Annotated in this window: 23 protein-coding genes; 9 read left to right on the top strand and 14 right to left on the bottom strand. The window is 72.1% G+C overall.

Annotation, left to right across the window (positions count from 1 at the left end):
* Positions 1-504, top strand: coding sequence for an FMN-binding protein (locus ACFZDL_RS37935; protein WP_353591573.1), 504 nt, complete (start codon positions 1-3; stop codon positions 502-504).
* On the top strand, positions 504-1283 hold the full coding sequence (locus ACFZDL_RS37930; protein ID WP_353591574.1) for an FAD:protein FMN transferase: 780 nt from the start codon (positions 504-506) through the stop codon (positions 1281-1283). The genes ACFZDL_RS37935 and ACFZDL_RS37930 overlap by 1 nt, the downstream gene beginning before the upstream one ends.
* A 12-nt stretch (positions 1284-1295) precedes the next feature.
* Here ACFZDL_RS37930 and ACFZDL_RS37925 read toward each other — a convergent pair whose 3' ends face one another.
* Positions 1296-1664 carry a DUF488 family protein gene (locus tag ACFZDL_RS37925; protein ID WP_353591575.1) on the bottom strand — a complete coding sequence of 123 codons (369 nt, stop codon included), beginning with the start codon at positions 1662-1664 and terminating at the stop codon, positions 1296-1298.
* 99 nt (positions 1665-1763) lie between these two features.
* Between ACFZDL_RS37925 and ACFZDL_RS37920 the strand changes: the two genes are divergently transcribed.
* Positions 1764-2351 carry a pyridoxamine 5'-phosphate oxidase family protein gene (locus tag ACFZDL_RS37920; RefSeq protein WP_353591576.1) on the top strand — a complete coding sequence of 196 codons (588 nt, stop codon included), beginning with the start codon at positions 1764-1766 and terminating at the stop codon, positions 2349-2351.
* A 151-nt stretch (positions 2352-2502) separates the two neighbouring features.
* Positions 2503-3501 carry a bile acid:sodium symporter family protein gene (locus ACFZDL_RS37915; RefSeq protein ID WP_353591577.1) on the top strand — a complete coding sequence of 333 codons (999 nt, stop codon included), beginning with the start codon at positions 2503-2505 and terminating at the stop codon, positions 3499-3501.
* 9 nt (positions 3502-3510) lie between these two features.
* Here ACFZDL_RS37915 and ACFZDL_RS37910 read toward each other — a convergent pair whose 3' ends face one another.
* The 6 genes from ACFZDL_RS37910 to ACFZDL_RS37885 are packed head-to-tail and all read right to left on the bottom strand — an operon-like array spanning position 3511 to position 9916.
* The gene (locus tag ACFZDL_RS37910) at positions 3511-5202 is read right to left on the bottom strand and encodes an adenine deaminase C-terminal domain-containing protein (RefSeq protein WP_353591578.1); all 1692 of its coding nucleotides are present in this window, start codon (positions 5200-5202) and stop codon (positions 3511-3513) included.
* A gap of 51 nt (positions 5203-5253) precedes the next feature.
* Positions 5254-6234 carry a nucleoside hydrolase gene (locus ACFZDL_RS37905; RefSeq protein WP_353591579.1) on the bottom strand — a complete coding sequence of 327 codons (981 nt, stop codon included), beginning with the start codon at positions 6232-6234 and terminating at the stop codon, positions 5254-5256.
* Complete coding sequence (locus tag ACFZDL_RS37900; protein ID WP_353591580.1) at positions 6231-7283, bottom strand: ABC transporter substrate-binding protein; 1053 nt, start codon at positions 7281-7283, stop codon at positions 6231-6233. The genes ACFZDL_RS37905 and ACFZDL_RS37900 overlap by 4 nt, the downstream gene beginning before the upstream one ends.
* A complete protein-coding gene (locus ACFZDL_RS37895) occupies positions 7280-8341 on the bottom strand; it encodes an ABC transporter ATP-binding protein (RefSeq protein WP_353591581.1) in 1062 nt (353 codons plus the stop codon). Before ACFZDL_RS37895 ends, ACFZDL_RS37900 begins: the two co-directional genes overlap by 4 nt.
* A gap of 10 nt (positions 8342-8351) precedes the next feature.
* Positions 8352-9137 carry an ABC transporter permease gene (locus tag ACFZDL_RS37890; RefSeq protein ID WP_014175081.1) on the bottom strand — a complete coding sequence of 262 codons (786 nt, stop codon included), beginning with the start codon at positions 9135-9137 and terminating at the stop codon, positions 8352-8354.
* On the bottom strand, positions 9137-9916 hold the full coding sequence (locus ACFZDL_RS37885) for an ABC transporter permease (protein WP_238545331.1): 780 nt from the start codon (positions 9914-9916) through the stop codon (positions 9137-9139). The genes ACFZDL_RS37890 and ACFZDL_RS37885 overlap by 1 nt, the downstream gene beginning before the upstream one ends.
* Positions 9917-10127: 211 nt before the next feature.
* On the opposite strand from ACFZDL_RS37885, the gene ACFZDL_RS37880 reads away from it, so the two are divergent.
* On the top strand, positions 10128-11117 hold the full coding sequence (locus ACFZDL_RS37880; RefSeq protein WP_353591582.1) for a LacI family DNA-binding transcriptional regulator: 990 nt from the start codon (positions 10128-10130) through the stop codon (positions 11115-11117).
* Here ACFZDL_RS37880 and ACFZDL_RS37875 read toward each other — a convergent pair.
* From ACFZDL_RS37875 to argC, 5 genes are all read right to left on the bottom strand, one after another.
* Positions 11114-11674, bottom strand: a complete 561-nt coding sequence (locus ACFZDL_RS37875) for an arginine repressor (RefSeq protein ID WP_353591583.1) — start codon at positions 11672-11674, stop codon at positions 11114-11116. The two genes, ACFZDL_RS37880 and ACFZDL_RS37875, sit on opposite strands and share 4 nt — an antisense overlap.
* A gap of 22 nt (positions 11675-11696) precedes the next feature.
* Positions 11697-12884 (bottom strand): acetylornithine transaminase, encoded by a 1188-nt coding sequence (locus ACFZDL_RS37870; RefSeq protein ID WP_353591584.1) that lies wholly within the window; start codon positions 12882-12884, stop codon positions 11697-11699.
* Complete coding sequence (gene argB / locus ACFZDL_RS37865; RefSeq protein ID WP_353591585.1) at positions 12881-13813, bottom strand: acetylglutamate kinase; 933 nt, start codon at positions 13811-13813, stop codon at positions 12881-12883. The genes ACFZDL_RS37870 and argB overlap by 4 nt, the downstream gene beginning before the upstream one ends.
* Complete coding sequence (gene argJ, locus ACFZDL_RS37860) at positions 13810-14964, bottom strand: bifunctional glutamate N-acetyltransferase/amino-acid acetyltransferase ArgJ (RefSeq protein WP_353591586.1); 1155 nt, start codon at positions 14962-14964, stop codon at positions 13810-13812. Before argJ ends, argB begins: the two co-directional genes overlap by 4 nt.
* Positions 14965-15132: 168 nt before the next feature.
* On the bottom strand, positions 15133-16161 hold the full coding sequence (gene argC / locus ACFZDL_RS37855) for an N-acetyl-gamma-glutamyl-phosphate reductase (protein WP_353591587.1): 1029 nt from the start codon (positions 16159-16161) through the stop codon (positions 15133-15135).
* 142 nt (positions 16162-16303) lie between these two features.
* Between argC and ACFZDL_RS37850 the strand changes: the two genes are divergently transcribed.
* Positions 16304-18523: an NADP-dependent isocitrate dehydrogenase gene (locus ACFZDL_RS37850; protein WP_353591588.1), complete on the top strand. Its 2220-nt coding sequence runs from the start codon at positions 16304-16306 to the stop codon at positions 18521-18523.
* A 259-nt stretch (positions 18524-18782) separates the two neighbouring features.
* On the top strand, positions 18783-20009 hold the full coding sequence (locus ACFZDL_RS37845; protein ID WP_353591589.1) for a beta-ketoacyl-ACP synthase II: 1227 nt from the start codon (positions 18783-18785) through the stop codon (positions 20007-20009).
* A 46-nt stretch (positions 20010-20055) separates the two neighbouring features.
* Here the strand turns inward: ACFZDL_RS37845 and ACFZDL_RS37840 are convergent, their stop codons facing one another.
* Entirely contained in the window at positions 20056-21093 is a 1038-nt protein-coding gene (locus ACFZDL_RS37840) for a hypothetical protein (protein WP_353591674.1), read from the bottom strand.
* Between the two features lie 102 nt (positions 21094-21195).
* On the opposite strand from ACFZDL_RS37840, the gene ACFZDL_RS37835 reads away from it, so the two are divergent.
* Positions 21196-22278, top strand: a complete 1083-nt coding sequence (locus ACFZDL_RS37835) for a pyridoxal-phosphate dependent enzyme (protein ID WP_353591590.1) — start codon at positions 21196-21198, stop codon at positions 22276-22278.
* Here ACFZDL_RS37835 and ACFZDL_RS37830 read toward each other — a convergent pair.
* Positions 22275-22934, bottom strand: a complete 660-nt coding sequence (locus ACFZDL_RS37830; RefSeq protein ID WP_353591591.1) for an NADPH-dependent FMN reductase — start codon at positions 22932-22934, stop codon at positions 22275-22277. The two genes, ACFZDL_RS37835 and ACFZDL_RS37830, sit on opposite strands and share 4 nt — an antisense overlap.
* Before the next feature lie 247 nt (positions 22935-23181).
* On the opposite strand from ACFZDL_RS37830, the gene ACFZDL_RS37825 reads away from it, so the two are divergent.
* The coding region (locus ACFZDL_RS37825; RefSeq protein ID WP_391193506.1) for an FG-GAP-like repeat-containing protein at positions 23182-24051 on the top strand (870 nt) is incomplete at its 3' end.

The raw sequence follows: 24051 nt of genomic DNA, 5'->3' as shown, positions 1-24051 counted from the left end.
ATGAAGAGGAAACATCCGCTGCGCCGGATCATCCTGGGCACCGCGGCCACCGTCTCCGGGGTCGTGCTGCTGCTCGCCCTGAAGCAGCCCGGGTCGGAGCCGGTCGCCGCGGCCGGGCCGCAAAACCCGGCACAGGCGCCACAGGCCCCCGCCACCGCACCGGCCGCACCCGGCGGCGGAGGTGGTGGTGGCGGAGGCGGTGGCGGCGGAGGCGGAGGCGGCGCGGGCGCGCGTACGGTCACCGGCGACGCGGCCCAGACCCAGTACGGCCCGGTCCAGGTGAGCGTCACCGTCAGCGGCGGCAAGATCACCGGGGCCACGGCCGTCAAGACCCCCGACTCCGGCCCGCGGAGCGAGCAGATCGCCGCCGATTCCGTGCCCAAGCTGAACCAGGCCGCGCTGACCGCCCAGAGCGCGAAGATCGACACCGTCTCCGGCGCCACCTACACCAGCGAGGGCTACCGCAAGTCCCTGCAGAGCGCGCTGGACAAGGCCGGTCTGTGATGGACGGCGAGCCGCGGCGGATGCTGCATGTCGAGGAGGCCATGGGCACGGTCTTCTCCCTCGACGTCCGTGAGGTGCCCGACGCCGCCCGGCCCCGGGTGCGGGCCGCGCTGGACGGGGCGGCGGCCTGGCTGCACCGGGTCGACGAGCTCTTCTCCACCTGGCGGGCGGACAGCCAGATCAGCCGGTTGCACCGCGGCGAGCTCGACCTGACGCGCTGCGACGCGGACGTACGGGACGTGCTGCGGCTGTCCGAGGAGGCCGATCGGCTCAGCGACGGCTGGTTCAGCGCCCGCCACGCCGGACAGCTGGACCCGACCGGCCTGGTCAAGGGCTGGGCCGTGGAGCGGGCCGCCCAGATGCTGGCGTCGGCGGGGGCCGGGTCGGTGTGTGTGAACGGCGGCGGGGACATCCAGACGCACGGCGGGCCGTGGCGGGTGGGCATCGCCGATCCGCTGCGCCCCGGGGAGCTGGCCGCCGTGGTGGAGACCTCCGGCGAACTGGCCGTGGCGACCTCGGGCCCGGCCGAGCGCGGCTGCCACATCCTGGACCCGTACACCGGCGCGCCCCCCGCGGACCCGCTCGCCTCGGTCACCGTGGTGTGCCGGAGCCTCACGGACGCGGACGCCTGGGCCACCGCGGCGTGCGCGATGGGCGCCGAGCGGGCCCGGCCCTGGCTGCAGCGGCTGCCGGGGGCGGCGGCTTTCGCCGTCACGTCCGACGGCACGAGCTGGCAGACCAGCGGCTTCGCCCGGTATGACGCGGCGATGTGCGTCTGAGGCCCGACAGGCTCAGCCGCCGACCGCCTCGGCCAGCAGCGGCAGATGGCTCCGGTCCGGGTCCTTGGTCGCGGTGAGCAAGGTCAGCGGCCCGGCCGCCGCCAGGTCGCGCAGGTGGTCGACGGCCTCGCGGCGCTCCGGTTCGGCCAGCTCCGCCCGGTAACGCTCGGCGAACTCCTTGAACCGCTCGGGGGCGTGGCCGTACCAGCGGCGCAGTTCGGTGGAGGGGGCGGCGGCCTTGGCCCACTCGTCCAGCCGCGCCTCGTCCTTGGCCAGGCCGCGCGGCCAGATCCGGTCCACGAGGATACGAGCGCCGTCGTCCGGCTCCGGCGCCTCGTAGACCCGCCGGATCCGAATCCCGTTCCCGGTGTCCTTGGTCATGCCTCTGTCCCTGGTCGTGCCTCGGTCCTGCCTCTGTCCCTGGGCATGCCTCCATGAAAACATCGGCCGCGCCACCGCGCCGCCCGGATAATGCGGCTCATGGGAAAGGTCTATGAACGCATCGACGGCAGGCTCCGCACCTTCATCGAAGAGCAGAAGATCTTCTTCACCGCTACCGCCCCACTCGCCGGGGACGGCACGGTGAATCTCTCCCCGAAGGGGCTGACCGGCTGCCTGGCCGTCCTCGACGAGCTGACGGTGGCCTATCTGGACTTCGCCGGGAGCAACGCGGAGACCATCGCCCATCTGCGGGAGAACGGCCGCATCACCTTGATGTGGTGCGCCTTCACCGGCCCGCCGAACATCGTGCGCGTGCACGGCCGCGGCGAGCCCGTCTTCCGTGACGACCCCCGGTTCCCTGCCCTGCTGAAGCACTTCCCGGACATCGACGTGACCGAGCACGGGCTGCGGGCGATCATCGTGGTGACGGCGGAGCTGATCCGGGACACCTGTGGGTTCGCGGTCCCCTTCATGGACTACCGGGAGGACCGCACACTGCACGGCGACCGCTTCCGGCGCGAGACCGACGACACGCTGAGCGCGTACTTCGAGAAGAAGGAGCACGTGGCCTCGAGCATCGACGGGCTGCCCGGCCTCCCGCTCCCGCTGCCGCCCCGTACGGCCTGAGAAGCCGCCCGCGGCTTCGGCCGAAGCACGGCCGGAGGCGGCCGAAGCGCGGTCTGAGGCCCCGTTTGCGTGCGGGCGCCCAATTTGCGTGTAGCGACCATATAACGAGACGGTGTTGCGCGGCGCCCCGCCGAGGGCGTTCGATCACGCGGTGCGATCCGAAGATACGAGCCGCAGGGCGGACGCCACAGCGCCGCCGACACCGCCGCAGCCCGCCGCCGCCGACCGGGCGGCCAGACGGGCCGTCACCGTCTTCCCCCTCCTGGTCCTCGCCGCGGGCGCGGCGGGCCTGGCCACGCCCGGCACCTTCAGCGGATGGGCGCCGAACGTGCCCTACCTGCTGGGCACGATCATGTTCTGCATGGGTCTGACCATGACCACGCAGGACTTCTCCGGCGTCGTCAAGCGCCCTTGGGCGGTGGCGCTGGGCCTGGTGGCGCACTATGTGATCATGCCGGGCCTGGGATGGCTCATCGCCCACGCCCTCGGCCTGTCACCGCAGCTGGCGGCCGGTGTGATCCTCGTCGGCTGCGCCCCGAGCGGTACGGCCTCGAATGTGGTGACGTACCTGGCGCGCGGCGACGTGGCGCTGTCCGTCTCGGTGGCCACCGTCTCCACGGTGCTCGCCCCGCTGGTCACCCCGCCGCTGACGCTGCTGCTGGCCGGGGAGTATCTGCCGGTGGACGCCGGGTCGATGGTCACCGACATCCTCAAGACGGTGCTGCTGCCGGTCATCGGCGGCCTGGTCGTACGGCTGCTGGCGGGGCGTTACATCAGCCGCGTGCTGGGGCTGCTCCCCTGGCTGTCGGCCGTCACCATCGCGGTGATCGTGGCGGTCGTGGTGGCGGCGAGCGCGGACGCCATCAAGTCGGCGGCCGCGCTGGTGCTGCTGGCCGTCGTGCTGCACAACGGACTCGGGCTCGCGCTCGGCTACGCGGCGGGCCGGGCCGCCCGCCTCGGCGAGCCCGCCGGGCGGGCGATGGCCTTCGAAGTCGGCATGCAGAATTCGGGCCTCGCGGCGTCCCTGGCGTCCGCGCACTTCAGCCCGCTGGCCGCGCTGCCGGCCGCCGTCTTCTCCGTCTGGCACAACATCTCGGGCGCGCTGGTCGCCGCCTGGATGTCCCACCGCTCGCGCCGCGCGGAGGGCTGACGGCGGGTGTCACGTGACGACCGGGTCCTCCCAGGCCCGGTCGACCACCCGTACCAGACCCAGGTCCGTCAGCTTGATCTGGGGCGACACCGGGAGCGTCATGGTGGACACGCTCATGAAGGCGTTGCGGTGGAGCCAGCCCCACCCGTGCAGCGCCTCGCGTACGGCACCCGCGCCGACCGCGACCTCGGGTGCGGGCGCGGTGGACATCACGCCGCCCACGGGCAGCGGCAGATGGACGTCCGGCCGCCCGGTCACCGCCACACAGATCCCGCCGCCCGAGCCGATGACGCGGTTGGCCGCCCGGCGCAACGCGCCCGCATCGGTGGCCACCACGGTCAGGTTGTGGCTGTCGTGCGCGTACGTGGTGGCGGTGGCGCCCTCGGCGAGGTCAAAGCCCACCACGGGGGCCATCGTCCGGCGGCCGGTGCCGTGGTGCCGCTCGTACACCGCGAGCACGGCCGTCCTGCCCTCCCAGTGCACGACGCCGTCCCGTACGGGCAGCACGACCTCGGCCGGCTCGGTGAAGGTGTCGACGGGGTTGACCCGCAGCGCCCGGAAGGTGTGCTCCCCGTCGGGAAGGTCGGCGCGCCACACGCAGTCCGTCTCCTCCAGCGGGGTGAGGCGCACGGAGTCGGCGAAGGGGTTGTCGGGGACCGGCCCGGCCGACTCGTCCCCGGCCACGACGCGGCCCCCGCAGACCACCGTCACGGGTGTCGGGTCGTCGAGGGCGCGCAGCAGGACGAGGTCCGCCCGCTTGCCGGGGGCCACCACGCCCCGGTCGTCCAGGCCCAGGCGGCGGGCCGGGTGCAGGGTCAGGGCGCGCAGTACGGTGGCCGGGCTCATCCCGGCGTCGAGCGCGACGCGGGCGATGTGGTCGAGGTGTCCGCGGTCGAGGATCGCGTCGGCCGCCAGGTCGTCGGTGACCAGGCAGAAGTCGGGCAGCACGGGGAGCTCGTGGAGGCGGCGCACCAGTTCGGCGCTCAGGCACTTCTCCTGCAGCATCAGCAGCATGCCGAGCCGCGCCTTCTCGACCGCGACCTCGGGGGTGTTCTTGGTGTGGTCGGAGTCGATCCCGGCCCACAGGTACTCGCCGAGGTCGTCGCCGGTGAGGTTGGGGCAGTGGCCGTCCAGTCGGACGCCCTTGCGCCGGGCCGCGTCGACGATCGAGCGCATCCGCGGCGAGCCCGCGACCACGGCGCGGTAGTCCATCACCTCGCCGAGGGTGGTCACCCCGTCCCAGTCGAGCATCTCGGCGATGTCCTCGGCGGTCAGCGAGGAGCCCGCGGTCTCGAAGCCCTCCAGCGCGGGCACGCAGGAGGGCACGGCCCACAGCATGGTCTGGGCGGCCCCGCGGCCCTGCTCGATCATCCACGCCATGGCATCGCGTCCGGCGACGTTGACGATCTCGTGCGGGTCTGCGAGGACCGTGGTGGTGCCCCGGAGCAGGGTGATCCGGGCGAACTCGGCGGGGGTGAGCAGCGAGCTCTCGATGTGCATATGGGCGTCGATGTAGCCGGGCGCGACGATCAGCCCGTCGGCGTCCAGGACGCGCTCGGCCTCGATCCGTACACCCGGGGCGGCGACGGCGCGGATGAGGTCGCCGGTCACCACCACGTCGGCCGGCAGGATCTCGCCGGTGTGCACCGAGAAGACGCCGGCGCCACGGATGAGGAGGTCGCAGCGGCTTGGCATCGGCATGGGGTCTCCTGCTCGCTTCCTGCTCTGGGGGGTCAGTGAGGGGTAGGGCCACTACGGCGCGACGGTGGTGTCCGCGCCGTAGTGGCCGCGCAGCCGGGACATCAGGAAGGCGCGGAACGCCTCCGCGTCCACGCCGGTCGCCACCCGCGCGTTGGGCGCGAGGCCGGTGCGCCCGTGTACATCGGCCACCAGGGCGCCGCGGGTGAACTCGCCCGCACACTCGACGGTCACCCACGCCCCCGTCCACTCCAGCAGCTCCGGGCGGACGGCGGCGGCCACGGCGAGCGCGTCGTGCACCGCGCAGGCGCGCACCTGGTGGCGGCGGGCGTAGCGGTCGATGAGGTGGCGCAGCATCTGCCCGGCCGCCGTGGTGACGGGCGCGCCGTCGGCGACGAGCGCGTCGGCGTCGGCGAGCGGGGTGAGGGCCTTGCGGGTGACATCGAGGCCGACGATGTGCAGCGGGACGCCGGACTCGGTGACGTAGCGGGCGGCCTCCGGGTCGGCGTGGAAGTTGAACTCGGCGGCGGGGGTGGTGTTGCCCGGGGCGAACGCCGCACCGCCCATGACCACGATCTCCCGCAGCAGTCCGCGACTGTCGGGGTGGGTGTGCAGCAGCGCGGCGACGTTGGTGAGCGGCGCGGTGGCGATGAGGGTGATCTCCCCGGGACTCGCGCCGCGCAGCTGCTCGGCCATCCAGTCCACGGCGTGGCCGGGGTGGGCGGCGCGGGCGGCCGCGGGGAGTTCGACTCCGCCGAGGCCGTGCGCGCCGTGGACCGGCTCGTCGGGGTGGCGCACCACCCGGGCCAGCGGCCCGGCGTGGCCGCGGAGCACGGGGGTGGCCGCGGCGGGTCCGCCGATCAGGTCGCACAGCCGCAGGGCGTTGTCGACCACCTGGTCGAGGCCGACGTTGCCCGCGACCGTGGTCACGCCCGCGACCTCGAGCTCCGGCGACGCGTACGCCAGGAAGAGGGCGATGGCGTCGTCGATGCCCGGGTCGCAGTCGATCATGACCCGTCTGGGGGCCTGGCTCATCCGGAGACCTCGCGCTGGAAGCGGTCCACCCACGCGTCGTTGTGCTCGACGGAGTACTTCAGGTCGGGCGAGGTGAACCCGGCGGCGGCCGGGTCGCTCGCGGCCTTGCCGGACACCTTGGTGATGGCGGCGGGGACCTTGGCGTCCTTGTTGACCGGCTTGTCGCTGAAGGAGGCGGCCGCCTTCTCCTGGACGTCGGCGGACAGCAGGTAGTCGAGGAACTTCTCGGCGCCCGCCTTGTTCTTGGCGCCCTTGACGATCTGGGCGGTGTTGGCGGCGACGTAGCGGCCCTTGTCGAACGGCACCCAGCCGATGGGCTTGCCGGCCTTGGCCGGGTCCACGGCGAACAGGTCGAGGCCGGGGGCCATCTCGACCTCGCCGCGGTCGAGGAGGCTGACCAGCTCGGTGGAGCGGTTGAAGAACTTCAGCACATTGGGCTTCAGGTCGGAGAGCTTCTTGAAGCCGGTGTCGGTGTCCTTGGGGCCCGAGCCGTACGTCGCGGAGACGGCCTGGAGGAACGGGACGCCGGCGCTGGTGGACAGGTCGGGGACGGCGACCTTGCCCTTGTACTTCGCGTCCCACAGGGTCTCCAGCGTGGGCGGCTGCTTGATCTTGTCGGTGCGGTAGAGCATCCCGAGCAGCTGGTACGTGTACGCGGGGCCGTAGCCGTCCTGGCTCTTGGCGAAGTCGTAGATCTTCGCCATGTTGGGGACCTTCTCGGGGTCGACCTTGTCGAAGAGACCCTGCTTCTGGCCCATGGCGGCGAAGAGGTCGGAGATCATCACGACGTCCACAGTGGGGTCGTTCTTGTTGACCCGCAGCTTGGTCAGCCGGTCCGCGTTGGCCCCGGTCTCCAGGGTGACATCGATCCCGGTCTTCTTCTCGAACGGCTTGATCACCGTCTCCTCGAAGCGGTCGGCCCCGAAGCCGAAGGTGCTCACCGTCAGCTTCTTCGGGTCGGCCTTGGCGCTCTCGGCGCAGCCGGAGAGGGTGAAGGCGATCAGGGACGCGGCCAGGGCGCCGGTGGTGAGTCTGGCGGTGCGGATCATGCGGGACACTCCTGACGAGGGTTTTTGCCGAGCCGAGCGGCGCCGTCGTCGCCAGGCAGAGGGATGGCCTGCCCCAGGGGCAGGTGGAGCCGCACCGACGCGCCCGCGCGCAGCGTCTCGTCGGTGGTGATGGCGTGCAGGGTGCGGTCGCCGACGGCGGCGGTGACCGCGAAGTCGGTGCCGCGGAAGCGGACCGCGGTGACGGTCGCCTCGACCACCTCGCCGCCCGCGGGCGGCTCGGCGTCCGGGCCGAGGACGCCGATGTGCTCGGGCCGGATGGTGACCGGGCCACGCCCGGGGAGGTCGAGGAAGTTCTCGTAGCCGAGGAACTCGGCGACGAACCGGGTGGCGGGCGCCCGGAACACCTCGCGCGGCGGACCCTGCTGGACGATCCGGCCGCGGTCGAGGATCACCATGTTGTCGGCCAGTTCGAGCGCTTCTTCCTGGTCGTGGGTGACCAGGATGGCGGTCAGCCCGGTCTCGCGCTGGACCCGCAGCAGCTCCTGGCGCATCTGGACCCGCAGCCGCGCGTCCAGGTTGGACAGCGGCTCGTCGAGCAGCAGCACCGAGGGGCGGATGGCCACCGCGCGGGCCAGCGCGACCCGCTGCTGCTGGCCGCCGGACAGCTGCTTGGGCTTGCGCCCGGCCAGGTGGGCCAGGCCGACCAGGTCGAGCACCTCGGCCACGCGGGTGCGGATCTCGGCGGTGGGCACACCCCGCATCCGCAGTCCGAAGGCGACGTTCTTCTCGACGGTCAGATGCGGGAAGAGCGCGTACGACTGGAACACCATGCCGATGTTGCGGCGCTCGGGCGGCAAGGTGGTGGCGTCCTGGCCGTCGAGCAGGATCGTGCCGCTGGTGGGCGGCAGAAAGCCGGCGATCATCCGCAGGGTGGTGGTCTTGCCGCAGCCGCTGGGGCCGAGCAGCGCGGTGAACTCCCCGCGGCGCACCGTCAGATCGATGGAGTCGACCGCCACCGAGCCCGAGAACTCCCGGGTGATGGACTGGAGTTGAACCACTGGCGTCGTCGTCTTGGTCGTCGTCATCGTCGATGTCATGCGTGCGTCCCTACTTGCCGAAGACCTTGTTGAAGCCGACGAGCCGCTCGGTCACCAGGGCGACGACCACCGTGGCCGCCAGCAGCAGGGTGGACACCGCCGCCACGACCGGGTCGAAGGAGAACTCGACGTAATTGAGCATCTGAACCGGGAGGGTGGTCACACCGGGGCCGTTGAGCAGCAGCGACAGCGGCACATTGTTGAAGGAGGTGAGGAAGGACAGCACGGCCGCGGAGACGATCCCGGGCGTCATCACCGGCAGGGTGATGTGGAAGAAGGTCCGCAGCGGTCCCGCGCCGAGCCCCCGCCCCGCCTCCTCCAGCGCGGGGTCGGCCATGGCGAGCGAGGCACCGGTCACCCGCACCGCGTACGGCAGCAGCAGCACGGTGTGGCCGATCAGCAGCGCCCCGAGGGCGGTGATCCGCAGGGTGACCATCAGCTGCTGGAACAGCGCGAAGCCCAGGACCAGCTCGGGGACGATCGCCGGGGACAGGAACAGCGCCTCGGCCGCCTTGCGGCCGCGGAACCGCCGCCGCTGGATCGCCAGCGCGGCGGGGATGCCGACGAGCAGCGCGAGCAGCGTGGCCCCGGCCGCCACCAGCGCGCTGGTGGTCAGCGCGTCCTGGAAGGGCTGGTAGGCCAGCGCCTTGGTGAACCACTTGCCCGACAGGCCGGGCGGGGGGAACTCCACGGTGTCGCCGGAGGAGAAGGCGATGGCCACCACCAGCAGGATGGGCCCGAGGAGGAAGACCAGGGCCAGCGCGGCCACGGCGGTCAGCAGCGGACGTCCGCGCATCAGACGGCACCCACCTTCGACAGCCGGCCGGATATCAGGCCCGCGACGACCACCAGCGCGGTCATGATCAGGGCCACCGCGCTGGCCGCGCCCCAGTCGAGCTTCACGTTGGCGTAGTCGTACAGCAGGGTGGCCAGCGTGCGGTTGCGGGTGCCGCCCAGCAGCAGCGGGGTGGTGAACGCGGTGACCGCGCCGGCGAACACCAGCATCGCGCCGACCAGCACACCGGGCAGCGCGATCGGCAGCACCACCCGGCGGAAGGCCCGGCCGGGGCTCGCCCCGAGCCCGCGGGCGGCCTCCTCCAGCTTGACGTCGATATGCGACAGCGAGCTGTACGAGGTCAGGATCATGATCGGGGTGAAGAGCTGGGTGAGCCCGGCGATCAGGGCGAACTCGGTGTAGAGCAGCTGGGTGCCGCCGTCGGCGAGGCCGAGGGCGGTCAGCAGGTCGCTGATCAGTCCGTTGCGACCCAGGATGACCAGCCAGGAGAAGGTCCGTACGACGGTGCTGAGCAGCAGCGGGAACACCGCGAGGGCCAGCAGCAGCCCCTGGCGACGACGGGGCGCCCGGGCGATCAGATACGCCACCGGGAAGCCGAGCAGCAGACAGATGGCCGTGGTCAGGGCGGCGACCCGGACGGTGCGGGCCGCGACCTCCAGCACGTATCCGTCGCCGAGCATGCCGCCGAGCTTGCCGAGGACGTCGGGGTCCTCGGCGGCGGGCGGCGCGAACAGGGTGACGCCGAAGGGATAGAGGAAGCCGAAGGCGAGAAGTGCCACGCCCGGCAGGAGCAAGAGGCCAGAAGCCGCTCTGCGTGACACGAGCCGGACCCTCCTAGATGTTACTGATACATCGTCTGCAACCGGTTGCGGCAACCGGTTGCAGGCAAGCTACGCTGGACCCGGCGAGCCCGTCAACGGCTGCCGGTAAAGAACGTGTAACCAACAACGGGCCGGAAACGGGCAACGGATCGACAGAAGGCAGGGGCGGATGGTTCGGCTGGCAGATGTCGCACGCGCCGCGGGGGTGTCCACGTCCACCGCGTCCCGCGCCCTCAGCAGGCCCGACATGGTGGCGGCGGAGACCCGGGAGCGGGTTGCCAAAGCGGCCGCCGAGATGGGATTCACGCTCAACGCCACCGCGCGGGCCCTGACCACCGGCCACACCGGGCTGGTCGGCGTCATCGTCCCCACCCTCGCCAACCCGTTCTTCCCGCCCATCGTCACCGGTGTCCAGGAGTCACTGACCGAGACGGGCGGAAACGTCCTCCTCGGGGTGTCCGACCGCTCCGAGGAACGCGAGCGGGAGCTGGCGGCGCAGCTGGGCTCGCGGGTCGACGGGCTCGTCCTCGTCGCCCCGGTCAGCAGCGACGCGACTCTGCGCGAACTGGCCGAGCGACTGCCGGTCGTGACGGTCGACCGCACCACCCCTGGTCTGCCCGGGGTGGTCGTGGACACCCCCGGCGGGGTACGGGAGCTGATGACGCATCTGCTCGGCCTCGGCCACCGGCACATCGCCTACCTCGGCGGCCCGCCGGGCTCGTGGATGGACCGGCAGCGCACCAGGGCCGCCCGCAAGGCGGTCGAGGACGGCGGCGGCGAGCTGACCGTGCTGGACCCCGTGCCGCCCCAGGTCGACGCCGGCCTCGCGGCGGCCGAGCACCTGGTGCGGCGGGCGGAGCGGGTCACCGCGGTCATGGCGTACAGCAGCTATGTGCTGCTCGGCCTGCTCATGGGGTTGCGCGGGGCGGGGCTGCGGGTGCCCGAGGACATCAGCCTCGCGGCGTCCGACGACCTCACGGTCATCGGCATGACCCAGCCGGGCAGCACCGCGCTGCACGTCCCGCTCCAGGAGGCGGGCGCCGCGGCGTGCCGGCTGGTGCGGGAGGCCCCGCACGCGGGCGAGCGCCCGCCGCGCGTCCGCGTCCCCACCCGCCTGGTCGTCCGCGGCTCCACGGCCCCGCCGCCGGAAGGGCGTTAACTCTCCTTCTGGGCCAGGCGGAGCAGATGGTCGGCGAGCGCCTGGCCGCCCGTCGACTCACGGCTGATCAGCAGCACCGTGTCGTCCCCCGCGATCGTGCCCAGGATCGCGTGGAGCTCCGCCGAGTCGATGGCCGAGGCCAGGAACTGGGCGGCGCCGGGCGGGGTGCGCAGCACCACGAGGTTGGCCGACGCCTCCGCCGAGATCAGCAGCTCACCCGCCAGCCGCGCCATCCGGGCCTCGCTCGCCGACTCGCCGAGCGGGGCCCGGGGCGTACGGTCGCCGCCCTCGGCCGGCACCGCGTAGATCAGCTCGCCCCCGGTGTTGCGGATCTTCACCGCGCCCAGTTCGTCCAGGTCGCGGGAGAGCGTCGCCTGGGTGACGGACAGCCCGTCGTCGGCGAGGAGCTTCGCGAGCTGGCTCTGGGAGCGGACCGGCTGCCGGTTCAGGATGTCCACGATCCGGCGGTGCCGGGCGGTGCGGGTCTGCGGCACGGCCGGGCCGTTCCCGTGGGAAGGGCCGTTGGCCTGCGCCTCGGTGTGCTGCGCCTCGGTCATCGTCTCGTCAGTCTCCGGTCCGTCAGTGCCCGTGTCTCCCCTGGGCGGCGTCCAGGGCGTCGGGGAAGGCCCCGAGGAACGCATCCACCTCCTCGTCGCCGACGACGAGCGGCGGGGCGAGCCGGACCGCATCCGGCGCGACCGCGTTGACCAGGAGTCCCGCGTCCTGAGCCGCCTGCTGCACCTGTGGCGCAAGGGACTCTGTCAGCACGATACCCAGCAGCAGGCCCGAGCCGCGGACATGGCCGATCAACGGGTGGCCGAGCGATTCGATCCCGTCACGCAGCCGCTCCCCGGCCCGCTTGACCCCCTCGAGGACGTCATCGGCGGCGAGGGTGTCGAGCACGGCCAGCGCGGCGGCGCACGCCACCGGGTTGCCACCGAAGGTCGAGCCGTGCTGACCAGGGGTCAGCAGCTCGGCGGCGGGCCCGAAGGCCACGGTCGCGCCGATGGGCAGGCCACCGCCCAGCCCCTTGGCGAGGGTCACCACATCGGGCTCGACGCCCTGCGCCTGGCATTCGAGCCAGTGGCCGGTGCGGCCGATTCCCGTCTGGATCTCGTCGATGACCAGCAGGGTGCCGGTGGCCCGGGTGATCTCACGGGCCGCCGCCAGATATCCCTCCGGGGGGACGATCACGCCGTTCTCGCCCTGGATCGGCTCCACGATGAACAGCGCGGTGTCGGTGGTGACGGCCGCGCGCAGCGCGTCCACGTCCCCGTACGGCACATGGGTGACCTCGCCGGGCAGCGGCAGGAACGGCTCCTGCTTGGCGGGCTGGCCGGTGAGCGCGAGGGCGCCCATGGTGCGGCCGTGGAAGCCACCGGTGGTGGCCACCATGTGGGTACGGCCGGTGCGCCGCCCGATCTTGAAGGCGGCCTCGACGGCCTCCGCGCCGGAGTTGGAGAAGTAGACCCGCCCGGGCCGGCCGAGGATCTGCAGCAGCCGCTCGGCCAGGGCCACCGGGGGCTCGGCGATGAACAGGTTCGAGACATGGCCGAGGGTTCCGATCTGGTCGGACACGGCCCGGACGACGGCGGGGTGGGCGTGGCCGAGGGCGTTGACGGCGATGCCGCCGACGAAGTCCAGGTACTCCTTGCCGTCCGCGTCCCAGACCTTGACGCCCTCGCCGTGTGTGAGAGGGACGCGGGGCGTGCCGTAGTTGTCCATCAGCGCGCCCTGCCAGCGCTGTGTCAGCTGCTCGTTGCTCACCGGTCCGCCCCCTCGGCCTTGTCGTTTGCGTTGTCCGGGTCGGGCATGACCATCGTGCCGATGCCCTCGTCGGTGAAGATCTCCAGCAGGATGGAGTGCTGCACCCGCCCGTCGATGACGCGCGCGGTGGTGACGCCGTTGCGCACGGCGTACAGACAGCCCTCCATCTTGGGGACCATGCCGCTGGCCAGCTCGGGCAGCAGCTTCTCCAGCTCGCTCGCGGTGAGCTTGCTGATCACCTCGTCGCTGTTCGGCCAGTCCGCGTACAGGCCCTCGACGTCGGTGAGCACCATCAGCGTCTCGGCGCCGAGCGCGGCGGCGAGCGCGGCGGCGGCGGTGTCGGCGTTGACGTTGTAGACGTGGCCGTCATCGGCGCTGCGGGCGATGGAGGACACGACCGGGATGCGGCCGTCGTCCAGCAGGGCCTGCACCGCGCCGGTGTCGATCTCGGTGATCTGGCCGACCCGGCCGATGTCGACCTGCTCGCCGTCGATCTCGGCGAAGTGTTTGGTGGCGGACATCAGGTGCGCGTCCTCGCCGGTCATGCCGACGGCGAGCGGCCCGTGCCGGTTGAGCAGCCCGACCAGCTCGCGCTGGACCTGTCCGGCCAGCACCATCCGTACGACGTCCATCGCCTCGTCGGTGGTGACCCGGAGCCCCGCCTTGAACTCGCTGACCAGGCCGTGCCGGTCGAGCTGGGCGCTGATCTGGGGGCCGCCGCCGTGCACCACGACGGGGCGCAGCCCGGCGTGGCGCAGGAAGACGACGTCCTGGGCGAAGGCGGCCTTCAGCTCGTCGTCGACCATGGCGTTGCCGCCGAACTTGATCACGACGGTCTTGCCGTGGTGGCGGGTCAGCCAGGGCAGCGCCTCGATGAGGATGCGGGCCTTGGGCAGGGCGGTGTGTTTACGGGCGGTCGGCTGGCTCATGACGAGTAGGCGCTGTTCTCGTGGACGTAGTCGGCGGTCAGGTCGTTGGCCCAGATGACGGCGGACTCGCCGCCCGCGGCCAGGTCGGCGGTGATACGCACCTCGCGGTAGCGCATGTCGACCAGCTCCCGGTCCTCGCCGACGGAGCCGTTCTTGCACACCCAGACATCGTTGATGGCGACGTTGAGCTGGTCGGGCTCGAAGGTGGCGGAAGTGGTGCCGATCGCGGAGAGCACCCGGCCCCAGTTGGGGTCCTCGCCGTGGATGGCGCACTTGAGGAGGTTGTTACGGGCGATCGAGCGGCCCACCTCGACGGCGTCGTCCTCGGTGGCCGCGCCCACCACCTCGATGCGGATGTCCTTGGAGGCGCCCTCGGCGTCGCCGATCAGCTGCCGCGCCAGGTCGGCGCAGACCTCGCGGACCGCCTCGGCGAACTCCTCGGCGGGGGGTGTGACGCCGGACGCGCCGGAGGCCAGCAGCAGCACGGTGTCGTTGGTCGACATGCAGCCGTCGGAGTCGACCCGGTCGAAGGTGGTGCGGGTGGCGGCACGCAGCGCCGCGTCCAGGTCCTGGGCCTCGACGTCGGCGTCGGTGGTGAGCACGACGAGCATGGTGGCCAGGCCGGGGGCGAGCATGCCCGCGCCCTTGGCCATGCCGCCGACGACCCAGCCGCCGGGCCCTTGCGCCACGGCGGTCTTGTGCACGGTGTCGGTGGTCTTGATGGCGATGGCGGCCTTGTCGCCGCCGAGGGCGGTCAGCTCGGCCGCCGCCTTCTCCACGCCGGGGAGCAGCTTGTCCATGGGCAGCCGGATGCCGATGAGCCCGGTGGAGGCGACGGCGACCTCACCGGCGCTGTGCCCCAGGACCTCCGCGACCTTCTCGGCGGTGGCGTGGGTGTCCTGGAAGCCGAGCGGGCCGGTGCAGGCGTTGGCGCCGCCGGAGTTGAGGACGACCGCGCTGACCGTGCCGCCCTTCAGCACCTGCTCGGACCACAGGACGGGGGCGGCCTTGACGCGGTTGGAGGTGAAGACACCGGCGGCGGCCGACCGCGGCCCGTTGTTGACGACGAGGGCCAGGTCGGGGTTGCCGTTCTCCTTGATGCCCGCGGCGACGCCGGAGGCGGTGAAGCCCTTGGCTGCCGTAACGCTCACTGTGACTCCTTGTTCGCCCCGCCGCGCCAGCGGCTGATGTTGCTGTCGCCCGCACGGCGCAGAGGTGCGGCTTTCGATTTCGGCTGCAACCCGGCTGCCGTGCGTGCGTCGCTCACTGTGACTCCTTGTTCGCCCCAGCGTGGGGACCCGTTGAGTGGTGTACGGCGCTCATGGCGCGACTCCGGTGGTGGCGAGCGCCAGCTCCTCCGGGAGGCCGAGCGCGACGTTCATGCTCTGGACCGCGCCGCCCGCGGTGCCCTTGGTGAGGTTGTCGATCGCGCTGATGGCGATGACACGGCCCGCCGCCGGGTCGTGGGCGACCTGGATCAGCGCGGCGTTCGATCCGTACACGGCGGAGGTGGACGGCCACTGCCCCTCGGGGAGGAGGTGGACGAACGGCTCGTCCCGGAGCGCCTTCTCGTACGCGGCCCGGACGGCTTCGGCCGTCACCCCGGGCCGGGCCTTGGCGCTGCAGGTGGCGAGGATGCCGCGGGGCATGGGGGCGAGGGTGGGGGTGAAGGAGACCGAGACCGGCTCCCCCGCCGCCGCGGAGAGGTTCTGGATCATCTCGGGGGTGTGCCGGTGGCCGCCGCCGACGCCGTACGGGCTCATGGCGCCCATGACCTCGCTGCCCAGCAGATGCGGCTTGGGCGCCTTGCCGGCGCCGGAGGTGCCGGAGGCGGCGACGATCACGGCCTCGGGCTCGACCAGGCCTGTCGCGTACGCCGGGAACAGGGCGAGCGAGACGGCGGTCGGGTAGCAGCCTGGGACCGCGACGCGCTTGGACCCCTCCAGCGCGTCGCGGGCCCCGGGCAGCTCGGGGAGGCCGTAGGGCCAGGTGCCCGCGTGCGGCGAACCGTAGAACTTCTCCCAGTCCCCCGCGTCCTGGAGCCGGAAGTCGGCTCCGCAGTCGATGATCAGGACCTGGTCGCCGAGCTGCTGGGCGACGGCGGCGGACTGGCCGTGCGGCAGCGCGAGGAACACCACGTCGTGGCCGGCCAGGGTCTCGGGGGCGGTGGGCTCGAGGACCCGGTCGGCCAGCGGCAGGAGGTGCGGCTGCAGGGCCCCGAGGCGCTGGCCGGCGTTGGAGTTTCCGGTCAGGGTGCCTATCTCCACCTGGGGGTGGGCGAGCAGCAGGCGCAGCACCTCGCCGCCCGCGTATCCACTCGCTCCGGCCACCGCCGCACGTACCACCATCGATGCCTCCCTCTTGATGGCATGACTATACGGCCGACCGAAGCTTTATGCAATGAGGGCTTTCGAGGGCCCCTTCGAGAGGGAGCCCGTGACGAGATATCTTGATGTCGAGCAATGTTGCAGACGTGGAGCGGAGCACCCGGTGACTGACTCGACCATCATCTATACGCACACCGACGAGGCCCCGGCCCTGGCGACGTATTCGTTCCTGCCGGTGGTCCGGGCCTACGCGTCGACGGCGGGCGTCGCCGTGGAGACCCGTGACATCTCGCTGGCCGGGCGCATCATCGCCGTCTTCCCCGAGTACCTGGAGGAGGGCCTGCGGATCCCCGACGCCCTCGCCGAGCTCGGCGAGCTGGCCAAGACGCCCGAGGCCAACATCATCAAGCTGCCGAACATCTCGGCCTCGATCCCGCAGCTGAAGGCCGCGATCGCCGAGCTGCAGCAGCAGGGCTACACGCTGCCGGACTACCCGGACGACCCGAAGACCGACGAGGAGCGCGAGATCCGCGCCCGCTACGACAAGGTCAAGGGCTCCGCCGTCAACCCGGTGCTGCGCGAGGGCAACTCCGACCGCCGCGCCCCCGCGTCGGTCAAGAACTACGCCAAGACGCACCCGCACCGCATGGGCGCCTGGTCCCCCGAGTCGAAGACCAACGTCGCCACCATGGGCGTCGACGACTTCCGCTCCACCGAGAAGTCCGCGGTGATCTCCGAGGCCGGCTCGCTGCGCATCGAGCTGGCGGGCGACGACGGCTCGACCACCGTCCTGCGCGAGTCGGTCCCCGTACTGGCGGGCGAGGTCGTGGACGCGTCCGTGATGCGGGTGGCGGCGCTGCGTGAGTTCCTCACCGCGCAGGTGGCCCGTGCCAAGGCCGAGGACGTGCTGTTCTCGCTGCACCTGAAGGCCACGATGATGAAGGTCTCCGACCCGATCGTCTTCGGCCACGCGGTGCGGGCCTTCTTCCCGAAGACCTTCGCCGAGTACGGCGAGGTGTTCGCCGCGGCCGGCCTGACCCCCAACGACGGGCTCGGCGGCATCCTCAAGGGCGTGGAGTCGCTGCCCGAGGGCGCGAAGATCAAGGAGTCCTTCGAGGCCGAGCTGGCCGAGGGCCCCCGCCTGGCGATGGTCGACTCCGACCGCGGCATCACCAACCTGCACGTCCCCTCCGACGTCATCGTCGACGCCTCCATGCCGGCCATGATCCGCACCTCCGGCCACATGTGGGGCCCCGACGGCCAGGAGGCCGACACCCTCGCCGTCCTCCCCGACAGCAGCTACGCCGGCATCTACCAGGCCGTCATCGACGACTGCCGGGCCAACGGCGCCCTCGACCCCGCCACCATGGGCTCGGTGCCGAACGTCGGCCTGATGGCGCAGAAGGCCGAGGAGTACGGCAGCCACGACAAGACCTTCGAGATCCCCACCACGGGCACCGTCCGCGTCCTCGACGAGGGCGGCAACGTGGTCCTGGAGCAGGTCGTCGGCGCCGGTGACATCTTCCGCATGTGCCAGACCAAGGACCTGCCGATCCGCGACTGGGTCAAGCTCGCCGTCACCCGCGCCCGCGCCACCGGCGACCCGGCGGTCTTCTGGCTCGACGAGAACCGCGCCCACGACGCCCAGCTGATCGAGAAGGTCAAGGCGTACCTGCCCGAGCACGACACCGAGGGCCTGCAGATCGAGATCAAGGCCCCGGTCGACGCGATCACCTTCTCCCTGGAGCGGATCCGCCGCGGCGAGAACACCATCTCGGTCACCGGCAATGTGCTGCGCGACTACCTGACCGACCTGTTCCCGATCCTGGAGCTGGGCACCAGCGCCAAGATGCTCTCGGTCGTCCCGCTGATGGCGGGCGGCGGCCTGTTCGAGACGGGCGCCGGCGGCTCCGCGCCCAAGCACGTCCAGCAGCTGGTCAAGGAGAACTACCTGCGCTGGGACTCGCTGGGCGAGTTCTTCGCGCTGGTGCCGTCCCTCGAGCAGTACGCGAAGACCACCGGCAACGGGCGCGCCCAGGTGCTCGCCGACACCCTCGACCGGGCCACCGCCACCTTCCTCAACGAGGACAAGTCGCCCAGCCGCCGGGTCGGTGGCATCGACAACCGCGGCAGCCACTTCTACCTGGCGCTGTACTGGGCGCAGGAGCTGGCCAAGCAGACCGACGACGCGGACCTGGCCAAGGCCTTCGGCCCGCTCGCCGAGACGCTCACCGCCCAGGAGCAGACCATCGTCGACGAGCTGATCGCCGTCCAGGGCGAGCCGGCCGACATCGGCGGCTACTACCAGCCCGACCCGGCCAAGGCCGCCGCCGTGATGCGTCCCTCGGCGACCTTCAACCAGGCCCTCGCCACCCTCGGCTGATCCGGCGGCCCGCCGCCTCAGCCCCTTTCCCGCCCCGGCTGGACACCCGTCCGGCCGGGGCGGTCCCTTTTCTCACGCTCCGCGGTTCCTCGGTCACCGCCTGGCCGCTCAATAGCCGATCCCCATAAAATCCCGACCCCGGACTGCTGGGATCACAACATCTACCCGGGTGGAATCCCCCTGACAGAGTGGCCGACAAGTCGATCTCCTCCCGTACTTTCTGCGGGAGTTGTGTGTCCACTACACGGGGGTAGTTCCGATGCGCGCAGACACCGACCAGGTGGTGGTCACCGGTCTCGGGGCCACCACACCGCTCGGCGGGGACGTGGCCTCGACATGGTCCGGGATGCTGGCGGGGAGATCCGGGATCAGCGGGATCGAGGAGGACTGGGCTCTCGACGCGCCCGTGCGGATCGCGGGCCAACTGGCGGTCGAGCCGTCCGAGGTCCTGGACCGGGTGCAGGCCCGGCGCATGGACCGCTGCCAGCAGATCGCACTGATCGCCGCCCGCGAGGCATGGGCCGACGCGGGCGCCCCCGAGGTCGATCCGGAGCGGCTGGCCGTGGCCATCGGCACGGGCACCGGGGGCACGCTGACCATGCTCCGCCAGAACGACGTCATGGACTCCTCCGGGATGCGGCGGATGTCCCCGCACTCCGTCCCGATGCTGATGGCCAACGGCCCCGCCGCCCTGGTCAGCATCGAACTCGGCGCGCGCGGCGGCGCCCACGCCCCGGTCAGCGCCTGCGCCTCGGGCGCCGAGGCGATCGCGCTGGGCTTAGACCTGATCCGCCTCGGCCGGGCCGACGTGGTCGTGGCGGGCGGCACCGAGGCCTGCGTCAACCCGCTGGTGCTGGCCGGGTTCGCCCAGGCCAGGGCCCACTCCACGCGGAATGACGAGCCCGAGCGGGCGTCCCGGCCCTTCGATGTCGACCGCGACGGCTTCGTCATCGGCGAGGGAGCGGCCGTGGTCGTCCTGGAGCGCGCCGAGTTCGCCGCCGCCCGGGCGGCCCGCGCCCATGCGACGCTCGCCGGGGCCGGCGTCACCTCGGACGCCCACCACATCACCGCCGCGCACCCCGAGGGTCAGATCCGCGCCATGCGCCTGGCCTTGGCCGCCGCGGGGCTGACCCCGCTGGCGATCGAGCACATCCACGCCCATGCGACCTCCACGCCCATGGGCGATCTCGTCGAGGCCGAGTCGATCGCCGAGGCCATCGGCGTCCATCCGTCCGTGACCGCGACCAAGTCGATGACCGGCCACCTCTTCGGGGCGGCGGGGGCGGTCGGCGCGCTCGCCGCGATCCTCGCGGTGCGCGACGGGGTGATCCCCGCGACCCAGAACATCGAGGCCCTCGACCCACAGGTGAAGCTCGACGTCGTCACGGGGCAGCCCCGGCGCGGCGCGGCACCGGCCGCGGCGCTGACCAACTCCTTCGGATTCGGCGGCCACAACACCTCGCTCGTGTTCACCGCCGCCCCCTGAACCGCCACCCCCTGAACCGCCGCGCCATACGCCCGCTCCGCGGCTCTTAGGGGTTCTCCCGCAGCGTGAGCCCGTAGAAGTCCACCTGGTACTCGTCCACGGTCTGGGCGTGGTCCGAAAGGCTCAGGTCCTTCGGCGACGACACTCCCAGGCCGCGGAGGGTGTCGACGAGCAACCGGGCCAGCCGGGGGCCGTCGGTGTCGTCCGGGCCGAAGACGCCGGAGTGGTGTGTCCAGTCGATCCAGTGGGAGAGCCGCGCGGGCGTGGTGGCCTCCGGGGTCCAGCCGAGGGAGGCCGGGTCGGTGCCGGAGCCCGCGCCGTCCAGTTCCTCCGTGCTGTAGACGATCTCCAGTTGGTCGCCGCAGACCATATGGAAGACAACCGGCCCGTAGGTGCCCGGCACCAGCGCATGGATGCCGAGGTCCAGCTCGATGCCCAGGGCGCTGGTCTCGGCCGGGAGCGAGCCCAGGAAATCGCTCAGCGCGGTCGTGTAGACGTCCCAGTCGTCCGTGTGCCAGTAACCGGGGAAGCCCAGGCCGCCGTTGGCCGGGACCCGGCGCGAGCCGAAGAAGCCGCCGAGCGCGTGGGCCTCGCCGTGGCCCTGCCGCCAGAACCAGTTCTCCACCGGGTCGGTCGGCTGGAGCAGCAGCTCCGGCCCCCGCTCCCCCGCGCGCAGCTCCAGGGTGTCGGGCTTCCCGCGCCACCGCAGGAAGGGGCTTCCCCACAGCGGCGTGGACTCGTAGAACGGCCCGAGGTCCCCGTACGCGCCCATGATGGACGCGCGCGCGAACGCCTCCGTCAGCGTCTCCGCCGCCCTGCGGAAGCTCTCCGCCTTGGCGGCGGCCCCGCCCTCCACCAGCTCGACCGGCACATGGAGCCCGACGAACTCCTCCCCGTCATGCGTGAACGGCGACTCGTACCTCCCCGTCGGCCGCAGCCACGCCTCGCCCGCTTCCCCCGCGGCCTCGCGCCACTCCCACCCGAGCGACGAGACCAGCGCCCGCAGCGCGGGCTCCCGCCACCCTCCGGTGTCGGCCTCCCTCAGGCGCCGCGCCACCTCGACCAGCCGCTCGCCGTCCAGCATCACCGTCACGTCAACCCCCCGTAAACGCACCGTACTTGACGCCTTCGACGATGCCATACGGCACCGACAACGCGTCCTGGCCCCAGGGTAGGGTCGGTGTCCATGACCTCGGCGCACCCCAACGCCTGGGCGGCGGAGGCGATTCGGCGCCTGCACGCGGAAGGCCGCGCACACGGCCCGACCCCCCTCCGCCGGCTTCCGCTGCCCGCGCTGCGGGACGTCGAGGTCTATTTCAAGGACGAGTCCGCGCACCCCACCGGCAGCGTCAAACACCGCCTGGTACGGGCCATGTTCTGCCAGGCGATCACCAACGGCCGGATCGCGGCGGACACCACGGTGGTCGCCGCCACCGGCGGCGCCGTCGCCGTCGCGGGGGCCCACTTCGCGCGCCTGCTCGACCTGTCGTTCCTCGCCGTCGTACCGGCGAAGACCCCCGCCGACACCCTGCTCCGCATCGAGCGGGAGGGCGGTCGGTGGCAGGTGGGCGAACAGCCGCCGGCCGCCGTGCAGCAGGAGGCCGCCGCGCTGGCCGCGCGCCTCGGCGGCCACTTCCTCGACCACTTCACCGACGCCGCACCGGCCCTGGCCGGCTGCGGCGAGCCGACGATCGCCGACGAGATCTTCCAGCAGCTGCGCGCCGAGCCCCATCCGGTGCCCACGTGGATCGTGACGGGCGCCGGGACCGGCGCCACCTCGGCCTCGATCGGCCGCCATCTGCGACACCACGGCCACCCCACCCGGCTGGCCGTGGTGGACCCGGAGAACTCCGCCTACTTCCCCGCCTGGGCGAGCGACTGCCGCGACTACGCCACCGGTATGCCCTCCCGGATCCCCGGCATCGGCCGCCCCCGCACCGAGCCCGGCTTCCTGCCGACCGTGATCGACCTGGTGATCCCGGTCCCGGACGCCGCGTCCATCGCGGCTCTGCGGTGGCTGCACGACACCGCCGGGGTCCCGGCCGGCCCGGCGGCAGGGACCGGCCTGTGGGGCGTGTGCCACCTCGTGTCGCGGATGCGCGCGGCGGGGGTGCGGGGCAGCGTGGTCGGCCTGGTCGGCGACCACGCCGAGCCGTACCGCGGCACCCACCTGGACCCGGAGTGGGTACGCGCGCGGGGGCTCGACCCGGGGCCGTACGCGGACGCCGTGGAGCGGTTCGCCACCACGGGGGAATGGGACGCCGGTTAGGACGCGACGGCGGGGCCCGTGGCCCCGCCCGCGGCTCCCTCCGTGGTCTCTTCCGTGGTCTCTTCCGTGGTCTCTTCCGTGGTCTCTTCCGTGGCCGAGGGCCCCCAGCCGGCCGCCACATGGTCGACGAGCGCGCGAGCGACATCGGCGAGGGCCTGGCGCACCCCGGGATCCGTGACGGTGCCGGTGGCGGCGTCGACGGCGGCCCGGGCCACCGGCACCCGCACACACGCCTCCTCCACCAGGCGCGCCCCCGTGTACCCGAGGACCGTGCGCAGGGCGCGGTGGGCCCCCTCGGCCCCCGTGGGGGACGAGGAAGCGTTGATCCAGCCCACCGGTTTGTCCCCGATCTCCGCCCCGCCGACCGTCCAGTCCAGCAGGTTCTTGAACGAGCCGGGCAGATCCCCGGCGTATTCGGGCGTGCAGAACAACACCGCGTCGGCCTCGGCGACCACCCGGCGCAGCCGGGTCACCTCCGCGGGCAGCGGCTCGATGTCGTCGTCCGGGTTGAAGTGCGGCAGCGCCGCCATGCCGCGGTACTCCAGCGGGCGGGCCCGGTCGCCCAGGAGCCCGGACAGGGTGCGCACCACCGCCGTGTTGGTGGAGCCTTCGCGCAGGCTGCCGCTGATGAGTACGAGATTCGCCGTCCGGTTCATGGCCCGATGCTATGCGGGCGGGTCCGGCGGGTGAGCCGGGGCCTGAGGAGGCGGAATCGGCGGTTCTCTGGGCCGCTTCTAGACGGCCTATAGGGAATTCGCATGGCCCCGCGCGGACTTGCAGAAGCGTTGTAGGTCTCCTGAAGCCACGACCGCGAGTGTTTTTCCTGCCAGGAAACGGACCACATCGCCTCGGGCGATTCATGGCAGAGGAGATCCAATGCTCGCGAGGGGGAATTCCGGCCGCGTGAAACTCGCGGTCGCGACGACGGCGGCACTGGCGGCGCTGATGTCCACAGCCGCCACCGCGCAGGCGGCCACAGGCGGGACGGCTTCCGGAACCGCGTCCACCGCCGCGCCGGCGGCCCGTGCCGAGAGAGCCGCTGATGCCCAGAAGAGTCCCACGGCCGCGGCTGCGGCCGCAGCCCAGCCGATCAGCCGGAACGAGGTCATCACCCGGGCCAAGAGCTGGCTGATCCCTTCGGTGCCTTACAGCCAGTCCGCCTACCACAGCAACCAGTACGGCACCTATCGCACGGACTGCTCGGGCTATGTGTCGATGACCTGGGGTCTGCCCGGGAAGCCGCAGGACCCCAACGGCGGGACCAACACCGTGGGGCTCACGCAGATCAGTGACGCCATCGGCAAGGAGGACCTGAGGGCCGGGGACGCGCTGATCGACGCCAGCGGAAACGAGAACACCCGCCACGCGGTGCTGTTCGAGAAGTGGGCCGACGCCGCCCACACGTCCTACTGGGGATACGAGCAGGCCGGCGGCACCGGCACGATCTACCGCAAGATCCCGTATCCGTACTCCAGCACCCCGGGCGACTACAAGCCGTACCGCTACCGCAACATCGTGGACGGCGGGCCCCACGGTTCTTCGGTGTCGGGGGACGGCAAGGCGGACATCGTGACGGTCCTGGACAACGGTGATGTGAAGGCCTGGCGCAACGGCGCGGGTTTCGCGGAAATGCCGTGGGACGCGGACGTCGTCATCGGCCAAGGCTTCACCAAGGACGACGTCCACTTCGCCGACCTCGACGGCGACGGCAAGTCCGAAATCATCACCGTCCTCGACAACGGCGACGTCAAAGCCTGGCACAACGGACGCGGC

The sequence above is a fragment of the Streptomyces sp. NPDC007917 genome, assembly GCF_042959105.1.
Lineage (GTDB): Bacteria > Actinomycetota > Actinomycetes > Streptomycetales > Streptomycetaceae > Streptomyces.
The sequence above is the reverse complement of the archived record's forward strand: the minus strand, read 5'-3'. Positions and strand labels throughout refer to the sequence as shown.

What these genes read in the sequence shown, in the direction of transcription:
- ACFZDL_RS37935 (WP_353591573.1), top strand. Translation starts at nt 1, where the DNA reads ATGAAGAGGAAACATCCGCTGCGCCGGATCATCCTGGGCACCGCGGCC.
- ACFZDL_RS37930 (WP_353591574.1), top strand. Translation starts at nt 504, where the DNA reads ATGGACGGCGAGCCGCGGCGGATGCTGCATGTCGAGGAGGCCATGGGC.
- ACFZDL_RS37925 (WP_353591575.1), bottom strand. Translation starts at nt 1,664, where the DNA reads ATGACCAAGGACACCGGGAACGGGATTCGGATCCGGCGGGTCTACGAG.
- ACFZDL_RS37920 (WP_353591576.1), top strand. Translation starts at nt 1,764, where the DNA reads ATGGGAAAGGTCTATGAACGCATCGACGGCAGGCTCCGCACCTTCATC.
- ACFZDL_RS37910 (WP_353591578.1), bottom strand. Translation starts at nt 5,202, where the DNA reads ATGCCGATGCCAAGCCGCTGCGACCTCCTCATCCGTGGCGCCGGCGTC.
- ACFZDL_RS37905 (WP_353591579.1), bottom strand. Translation starts at nt 6,234, where the DNA reads ATGAGCCAGGCCCCCAGACGGGTCATGATCGACTGCGACCCGGGCATC.
- ACFZDL_RS37900 (WP_353591580.1), bottom strand. Translation starts at nt 7,283, where the DNA reads ATGATCCGCACCGCCAGACTCACCACCGGCGCCCTGGCCGCGTCCCTG.
- ACFZDL_RS37895 (WP_353591581.1), bottom strand. Translation starts at nt 8,341, where the DNA reads ATGACATCGACGATGACGACGACCAAGACGACGACGCCAGTGGTTCAA.
- ACFZDL_RS37890 (WP_014175081.1), bottom strand. Translation starts at nt 9,137, where the DNA reads ATGCGCGGACGTCCGCTGCTGACCGCCGTGGCCGCGCTGGCCCTGGTC.
- ACFZDL_RS37880 (WP_353591582.1), top strand. Translation starts at nt 10,128, where the DNA reads ATGGTTCGGCTGGCAGATGTCGCACGCGCCGCGGGGGTGTCCACGTCC.
- ACFZDL_RS37875 (WP_353591583.1), bottom strand. Translation starts at nt 11,674, where the DNA reads ATGACCGAGGCGCAGCACACCGAGGCGCAGGCCAACGGCCCTTCCCAC.
- argB (WP_353591585.1), bottom strand. Translation starts at nt 13,813, where the DNA reads ATGAGCCAGCCGACCGCCCGTAAACACACCGCCCTGCCCAAGGCCCGC.
- argC (WP_353591587.1), bottom strand. Translation starts at nt 16,161, where the DNA reads ATGGTGGTACGTGCGGCGGTGGCCGGAGCGAGTGGATACGCGGGCGGC.
- ACFZDL_RS37845 (WP_353591589.1), top strand. Translation starts at nt 18,783, where the DNA reads ATGCGCGCAGACACCGACCAGGTGGTGGTCACCGGTCTCGGGGCCACC.
- ACFZDL_RS37840 (WP_353591674.1), bottom strand. Translation starts at nt 21,093, where the DNA reads ATGCTGGACGGCGAGCGGCTGGTCGAGGTGGCGCGGCGCCTGAGGGAG.
- ACFZDL_RS37835 (WP_353591590.1), top strand. Translation starts at nt 21,196, where the DNA reads ATGACCTCGGCGCACCCCAACGCCTGGGCGGCGGAGGCGATTCGGCGC.
- ACFZDL_RS37830 (WP_353591591.1), bottom strand. Translation starts at nt 22,934, where the DNA reads ATGAACCGGACGGCGAATCTCGTACTCATCAGCGGCAGCCTGCGCGAA.